The sequence below is a fragment of the Streptomyces purpurogeneiscleroticus genome (genome assembly GCF_020024005.1).
In the GTDB taxonomy this organism is placed as follows: domain Bacteria; phylum Actinomycetota; class Actinomycetes; order Streptomycetales; family Streptomycetaceae; genus Streptomyces; species Streptomyces purpurogeneiscleroticus.
This window is the reverse complement of record NZ_NHSG01000254.1, coordinates 1-7084: the sequence shown is the minus strand read 5'-3', so window position 1 is coordinate 7084 and position 7084 is coordinate 1. Positions and strand designations below refer to the sequence as shown.

The following is a 7084-nucleotide window of genomic DNA, read 5'->3' as shown; positions in this document are numbered from 1 at the left end:
CCCGCGGCCGCCCGATCTCGGCCCGGTACCCCGGCCCGCCGTCCCCGTCCACCGGCCCGCCGTCCCCGCCGGTGGGCCACCACTCCGCCAGCCACGCCGCGTCCTCGCCCGTCACCGGCTCGCCGAGCCGTTCCGCACCGTCCTCCGCGCGTACGAGTACGCGGCGCACCACGCCCTCCGGGTCCGTCTCGGCGACGTCCACGGGGACGTTGTCCAGCCACTCGTTGGCGAAGAGCAGCCCGGTGAGCGTCCCCGGGGCCGGCAGCTCGGCGAGCCAGGTGATGCGGGGATCGAGCCCTTCGGGGCGGGGCGCCCTCTCGACGGCGTACGCCCGGAGCCGCCCCGGGAGCGAACCGGCCGACGCACCGGCGGCCTCCCCGGCGTCCCGCGCCGCGGCCGCGTCCAGCGTCGCCAGGACGCCGCTCAGCAGCTCGCCGCGCCCCGCCCCGACGTCCAGGACGTCCAGCCGCTCCGGACGGCCCAGCGCCTCGTCCACGCGCTCCAGCAGCGTCGCCACGGCGCCCGCGTACTGCCGCGAGGCGTGCACCGAGGTACGGAAGTGTCCGGCGGGCCCGGGGCCGTCCGAGCGCGTGTAGAAGCCGCCGGGCCCGTACAGCGCCCGTTCCGTCGCGTCCCGCCAGCCGCACCACTCGTTCGTCACCGCCCCACCGTACGGGCGGCCCGGGTACCGCCCGGCATCCACCTTGGGGAGTAGGGCGCGCGCCCAGGATCGCTCCTTCGGTTGACCCGTACACCTATACGGCCTGCCTACGCTGGGTGACGTGCAGCGTCTCTACGACTTCTTCCGCAGGCACCCGACAGGTGTGGACACCTTCTGGGCGCTGCTGCTCCTCGCGTTCTGCGGCCTGTGGCTGGTCTCCGACATACTCACCGGCTCCCTGCAGCGCGCCGTCGGGGTACTGGTCGTTCTCGCGCTGTGCACGGTCGTAGCGCTCCGTCGCAAGGCCCCGCTGAGGATGCTGCTGCTGGCGACGCTCGCGGGCGTCGCCCAGCTGGTCTTCGACGTGGAGCCGAACCCGGCGGACTTCGCGATGCTGGTGATCATCTACACGGTCGCGTACGGGAACGTCCGCTGGGCCTCCCGGTACGCGCTGGTCGGCGGGATCCTCGCGCCGGTCCTGTCCAGGCTCCGCTGGCACCAGCCCGACCCGTACTACACGGTGTGGCAGGACGTGGTGGTCGTCGTCTTCCTGACCGTCCCGTTCGTGCTGGCCTGGGTGATGGGCGACTCGCTGCGCACCCGGCGGGCCTACTGGGCGCAGCTGGAGGAGCGCGCGTCGCGGCTGGAGAAGGAGCGCGCGACGCAGTCCCGCATGGCGGTCGCGGCCGAGCGCGCCCGGATCGCCCGCGAGCTGCACGACGTCGTCGCGCACAACGTGTCGGTGATGGTGGTGCAGGCCGACGGCGCGGCGTACGTACTGAAGTCCGCGCCCGAGCAGGCCCGGCAGGCGCTGGAGACCATCTCCGGCACCGGCCGGCAGGCGCTCGCCGAGATGCGCCGGCTGCTCGGCGTGCTGCGGACCGGCGAGGGCGCCGAGGCCGGCGAGTACGTGCCGCAGCCCGGCGTCGACCAGCTCGCCGACCTCGTGGAGCAGGTGCGCGGCGCGGGCCTGCCGGTGGAGTTCACGGTCGGCGGCCTGGAGCGGCCGCTGCCCAGCGGCGTGGAGCTGACCGCGTACCGCATCGTCCAGGAGGCGCTGACCAACACCCGCAAGCACGGCGGGCCGGGCGTCGGTGCGACGGTGCGCCTGGTCTACGGCGAGGAGAGCCTGGAGCTGCTCGTCGAGGACGACGGCCGGGGCGCGCAGCACGAGCTGTACGAGGAGGGCGGCGCCGACGGGCAGGGCCACGGCCTCATCGGCATGCGGGAGCGCGTCGGTATGGTCGGCGGCAGTCTGGACGCGGGGCCGCGGCCGGGCGGCGGCTTCCGTATCAGCGCCGTGCTGCCGCTCACACCGGCGCGTTAGGGCACTTGGGCGCGCGCCACCACATCCTGTTGACCGAATGCCCCTGAAGGGACGGACCCCCGCCATGACGATCCGCGTGATGCTCGTCGACGACCAGGTGCTGCTGCGCACCGGCTTCCGGATGGTGCTGGCGGCCCAGCCGGACATGGAGGTCGTCGCGGAGGCGGGCGACGGCGTGGCCGCCCTCGAGGCGCTGCGTGCCACCCGGGTCGACGTGATCCTGATGGACGTGCGGATGCCGCACCTGGACGGCGTGGAGACCACCCGGCGGATCTGCGCGGACGGGACGGCGACGGACGCCCCGAAGGTGCTCATCCTGACCACCTTCGACCTGGACGAGTACGCGTTCTCCGCGCTCAAGGCCGGGGCCAGTGGCTTCATGCTCAAGGATGTGCCGCCGGACGAGCTCCTGGGGGCGATCCGCGCGGTGCACAGTGGTGACGCGGTGGTCGCGCCGTCCACCACCCGCCGCCTGCTGGACCGCTTCACGCCGATGCTGCCGTCGGCCGCGCGGCAGGAGGGCCGCCCGGAGCTGCGGCGGCTCACCGAGCGGGAGCGCGAGGTGCTGCTGCTGGTCGCGCAGGGGCTGTCGAACGGCGAGATCGCCGCCCGGCTGGTCCTCTCGGAGGCCACGGTCAAGACGCACGTGGGGCGCATCCTCACCAAGCTCGAACTGCGGGACCGCGTGCAGGCGGTCGTGCTGGCGTACGAAACGGGCCTGGTGCGGGCGGGCGGCGGCGCACCATAGAAGGACCGCGGCAACGAAGGACCGCTGTAACGAAGGACCGATGTCTCCTACCTCCCAGGGAGAGCACCGTGACCGAGCGCAAGCCACCGGGCGTCAGCTTCGAGACGTGGGTCGACCGGCAGATCAGGGAAGCCGCGGAGCGGGGCGAGTTCGACGATCTGCCCGGCGCGGGGAAGCCGCTGACCGGCCTGAACAAGCCTTACGACGAGATGTGGTGGGTCCGGGACAAGATGGCGCGGGAGAACGTCTCCTGCCTCCCGCCCACGCTCGCGCTGCGCAAGGAGGCGGAGGACGCGCTGGCAGCGGCGCGCGGCGCCCGCTCGGAGCGCGAGGCGCGGCGCATCGTGGCGGACCTCAACGACAAGATCCGCGAGGCGCTGAAGAACCCGCAGCCGGGCCCGCCGCTGGGCCTCACGCCGTACGACCCCGAGGAGGTCGTCCAGGACTGGCGGGCGGCCGTACGGGAGCGCCTGCGGGGGCACGACGCCTCCTGAACGCCGCCCTCAGCGCAGGATCCCCTCCAGGCTCAGCGCAGGATCCCCTCCAGGAAGTCGCTCCCCAGCCGGGCGACGACCTGGAGGTCGAGCTGGTGCAGGACGTACCGGCCGCGGCGGCGGGTCTGGATCAGGCCCGCCTTCTTCAGGACGCCCAGGTGCCGGGAGACCTCGGGCGCGGTGATGCCCTGTTCGGCGGCGAGTTCGCCGGTGCTGTACGCGGTCCGGGCGAGATTGCGGCAGATCCGGATGCGTACCGGGTGCGCGAGCGCCTCCAGACGCTGCTGGAGCAGCTCCACGGAGGCCGTACGGGACAACTCGGGGGCGGCCACCGGGTAATGGATCACCGGCCGCCAGCCCGGCGCGTGCAGCACCATCAGGTGCGGCCAGCCGAAGGAGGTCGGGACGAATGTCAGCCCGGCGCCGACCTCCGGGTTCACGGCGGTGGTCCGCCCGTTGCTCAGCTTGTCGACCGTGATGCGGCGCTGCTCCTCGTCCACCGCGAGGGCCGTGGACACCTCCGTGAGCGCGTCGGCCAGGCCCTTGCGGCGCAGTATCTCGGTCTTGTGCCGGGCGTCGGCCGCCAGTTGTACGCGGACGCGCTGCCAGACGTCCGCGAAGAACGCCTGGTCGCAGTCCTCGAAGAAGCGGCGTATCCAGGCCCGTACGGCAGGCGGGTCGGCCAGCAGCCGGCGCGCGAACTCCGCCTGGCGCGGGCCGCGCGCCACCGCACGCTCCAGCGCCTGGTGCCGCGCCTCCGCGTCCACCAGAGGCGAGGGGCCGCCCCGGCTGTAGAGGCTGGCGCAGGAGATCTCCAGCGCCGCCGCGACGTACAGCTCGTCGTCCAGCCGGTCGAGCAGGTCCAGGTCCTCGGCGAGGGTCGCGCCGGGCATGCCGTGGGTGTCGGCGAGCGCCGCGAACGGCATCGAGATGTCGGAGAAGGTCGGGCCCCACAGGAAGTCCGCCTCGTGCAGCCGGTCGGCGAGGTCCGGTTTGAACGCGGCGCAGGTCGCCGTGGTCCAGCCGTGCAGCCCCGGGTGGTGGCCGGGCTCGGTGAGCGCGTGCAGCGCGGTACCGAGCTCCGCGAGCGGCGAGGGGGCGAAGACGAAGCGCTCCTCCGGCAGGCCGGTGATGTCGATCTGGATCCCCACGTGTTCCTCCCCTGTACGCGCGCGCCGTCGCCGGCCCGGTACGCCCATCATGCGTGACCTGTGAGGCGCGCCCGCCGACGTTTGACGGCTCCCGTCAATCGGCGTGCCCCGGGCGGCGCGCGCCGCCCACCGTGGAGGGCATGAACGCGATGCAGCAGCACATGATCGATGTCTACCGCGCAGCTCAGCGGGGGGAGGCCGGGCCGCCGCTGCCCGGCACCGGCGACGTACGGGCGCTGCGGGAACTACGCGACTGGCGGCGCTTCGAGGCCGTCGTCACGCCGCCCGCCGACCGGCTGCCGGCCCGGGGCCTGCTGCGTGCCGTACGGGCCCTGCTCGGGCGCCGTACGCCCGTCTCAGCCCCCGTCGGCCACCGCCCGCACCCGCGTCAGGAAGTCCGCGAGAACGCCCCGCACATCGGCGGCAGTCCAGCCCAGTGCGGCTGAGCCCACGTGGACCTCGGTCATGGCCGTGCCCGGCACGCCACCGCCCCACCAGCGGCGGAAGAGCGCCGTACGGGTCTCCTCGGCCAGCCGCAGGCTCGCCTCCTCCAGCACTTCGGGGGCGTACGGCAGCCACACCTGGAAGTCGTGGGTGTGCGGCGGGTCGGGGTGCACCCGGAACCACGGCACGCCGCACTCGGCCAGCCCCTCGGCCAGCGCCCGCGCGATCACCCCGGCGTGCGCGACGTACTCCGGGAGGCGGGGCAGCTCGCGGTCCAGGCCGGTGAGCGCGGCGAGCGCGGCCGGCCACTGCTGGAACGGGAGCCCGCCGTACCGGTGCCGCCAGGCCCGCGCCTCGGCCACGAAGTCCTCGCTGCCGGCCAGCGCGGCGCCGGATATCCCGCCCAGCGACTTGTAGAACGACACGTACACGCTGTCGGCGAGATCGGCGATCTCCGGGAGCGGGCGTCCGAAGTGCGGCACCGACTCCCACAGCCGCGCGCCGTCGAAGTGCACCGCCGCGTCGCGCTCCCGGGCCGCGTCCACCACGGCCACCAGCTCGTCCCACGAGGGCAGCACGAAACCGGCATCCCGCAGCGGCAGTTCCACCGCGAGCGTCCCGAAGGGCTCGTCCAGGCCGCGTACCTCCTCGGCGGCCGGCAGCCGGGGCTCCCGCGTCGGGTGGATCATGCGCAACCCGCTGACCACCGCGTACGCGTCCCGCTCGTGCACCTCCAGGTGCGACATGGGATGCCCGGCCACCGTGGCGCTGCCCGTACGCCCCGCCCAGCAGCGCAGCGCGACCTGCTGCGCCATCGTGCCGGTGGGGAAGAACACCGCGGCCTCGGTGCCCAGCAGCTCCGCCGTGCGCCGCTCCAGAGTGCCGACGACGCCCTCCTCGTCGGCATAGAAGTCCACCGGGGCGTCCAGGCCGTACGCTCCGGGGGCGTCGGCGGCCAGCCGGGCCAGCCGCTCGGCGACGCTCTCGTCGCCGACGCCGCGCATCAGTGCCCGGTCGCAGCCGCGCCAGGCGGCGAGCCGGCGCGTCCGGTCCTCCTGGTCGGTCATGTGCTGCCCGCCTCCTAGGCCCGCTCGCGCTCCACCTGTATGCCGGCCGATCATCCCGTACCGCACCATGGACGGCGAGGGGGTTTCCGAGCGCTCACGAGACGCCCGTCTCACCTGCCGTCCGTCCCTCGGGGCGCGTCCGGAACACCGCGTAGCATGACCAGGAAACGTCCGGTACCCCCCGCGGACTGGAACGGAAGGCCATTGCCGCGTGAATGAGAATCCCCTTACCGAGGCCCAGGACCGCCCCGCCCGGCTCACCGTCGGCGTCGTCGGGGCAGGCCGCGTAGGGCCCGCGCTCGCCGCGTCCCTGCAGCTGGCCGGGCACCACCCGGTCGCAGTCTCCGGCGTCTCCGACGCCTCCCGGCGGCGCGCCGCCGCGCTCCTCCCCGACGTGCCCGTCGTGCCGCCGGAGGAGGTCCTCGCGCGCGCCGAGCTGGTGCTGCTGACGGTCCCCGACGACGCCCTGCCGGGCCTGGTCGCCGGGCTCGCGGAGACCGGCGCCGTGCGGCCGGGACAGCTGCTCGTGCACACCTCCGGGCGGTTCGGCGCCGGGGTCCTGGACGAGGCCACCCGGGCCGGTGCGCTGCCGCTGGCCCTGCACCCCGCCATGACGTTCACCGGCACCTCCGTGGACGTCCAGCGGCTGGCCGGCTGCTCCTTCGGGGTCACCGCGCCCCAGGAGCTGCGGATGGCCGCCGAGGCGCTGGTCATCGAGATGGGCGGCGAACCCGAGTGGATCGAGGAGGCCGCCCGGCCGCTGTACCACGCGGCCCTGGCCATCGGCGCCAACCACCTCGTCACGCTGGTCGCCCAGTCCCTGGAGCTGCTGCGCACGGCCGGGGTCGGCGCGCCGGACCGGATGCTCGGGCCGCTGCTGGGCGCCGCGCTGGACAACGCGCTGCGCTCCGGGGACGCCGCGCTCACCGGGCCGGTCGCGCGCGGTGACGCCGGTACGGTCGCCGCGCACGTCGCGGAGTTGCGCAGGCACTCCCCGCAGGCGGTCGCCGGATACCTCGCCATGGCCCGTACGACGGCGGACCGGGCGCTCGCGCACGGCCTGCTCAAGCCGGAGCTCGCCGAGGACCTGCTCGGCGTGCTCTCCGGAGACCCGGACCGCACGGAGGGAGGCACCCGATGAACACCACCGCACAGCACCCGGCCGGTACCGACGCCCGCGTCCCGTCGGCCG

The 7084-nt window shown here is 74.4% G+C and carries 8 protein-coding genes; 5 read left to right on the top strand and 3 right to left on the bottom strand.

The genetic code is table 11. The features are described from left to right. A partial coding sequence (locus tag CCS38_RS16445; RefSeq protein WP_372457090.1) for an SAM-dependent methyltransferase occupies positions 1 to 661 on the bottom strand: 661 nt, incomplete at its 3' end. Positions 662 to 782: 121 nt separating this feature from the next. Here CCS38_RS16445 and CCS38_RS16440 point away from each other — a divergent pair. The 3 genes from CCS38_RS16440 to CCS38_RS16430 all read left to right on the top strand — a co-directional run bounded on the left by CCS38_RS16440 (position 783) and on the right by CCS38_RS16430 (position 3230). Then, positions 783 to 1988 (top strand): sensor histidine kinase, encoded by a 1206-nt coding sequence (locus tag CCS38_RS16440; RefSeq protein ID WP_223734027.1) that lies wholly within the window; start codon positions 783 to 785, stop codon positions 1986 to 1988. A gap of 64 nt (positions 1989 to 2052) precedes the next feature. Beyond that, the gene (locus CCS38_RS16435; protein ID WP_223734026.1) at positions 2053 to 2736 is read left to right on the top strand and encodes a response regulator; all 684 of its coding nucleotides are present in this window, start codon (positions 2053 to 2055) and stop codon (positions 2734 to 2736) included. Positions 2737 to 2804: 68 nt separating this feature from the next. Beyond that, the gene (locus CCS38_RS16430; protein WP_223734025.1) at positions 2805 to 3230 is read left to right on the top strand and encodes a DnaJ family domain-containing protein; all 426 of its coding nucleotides are present in this window, start codon (positions 2805 to 2807) and stop codon (positions 3228 to 3230) included. A gap of 32 nt (positions 3231 to 3262) precedes the next feature. Here the strand turns inward: CCS38_RS16430 and CCS38_RS16425 are convergent, their stop codons facing one another. Further along, entirely contained in the window at positions 3263 to 4375 is a 1113-nt protein-coding gene (locus CCS38_RS16425; protein ID WP_223734028.1) for a DUF5937 family protein, read from the bottom strand. Between the two features lie 146 nt (positions 4376 to 4521). On the opposite strand from CCS38_RS16425, the gene CCS38_RS16420 reads away from it, so the two are divergent. Continuing rightward, positions 4522 to 4827: a hypothetical protein gene (locus CCS38_RS16420; protein WP_223734024.1), complete on the top strand. Its 306-nt coding sequence runs from the start codon at positions 4522 to 4524 to the stop codon at positions 4825 to 4827. On the opposite strand, the gene CCS38_RS16415 is transcribed toward CCS38_RS16420, so the two are convergent. Further along, complete coding sequence (locus CCS38_RS16415) at positions 4738 to 5892, bottom strand: threonine aldolase family protein (RefSeq protein ID WP_223734023.1); 1155 nt, start codon at positions 5890 to 5892, stop codon at positions 4738 to 4740. The two genes, CCS38_RS16420 and CCS38_RS16415, sit on opposite strands and share 90 nt — an antisense overlap. Before the next feature lie 211 nt (positions 5893 to 6103). Here CCS38_RS16415 and CCS38_RS16410 point away from each other — a divergent pair, with 211 nt between their 5' ends. Continuing rightward, entirely contained in the window at positions 6104 to 7033 is a 930-nt protein-coding gene (locus tag CCS38_RS16410) for a Rossmann-like and DUF2520 domain-containing protein (protein ID WP_223734022.1), read from the top strand. Positions 7034 to 7084: the final 51 nt, after the last annotated feature.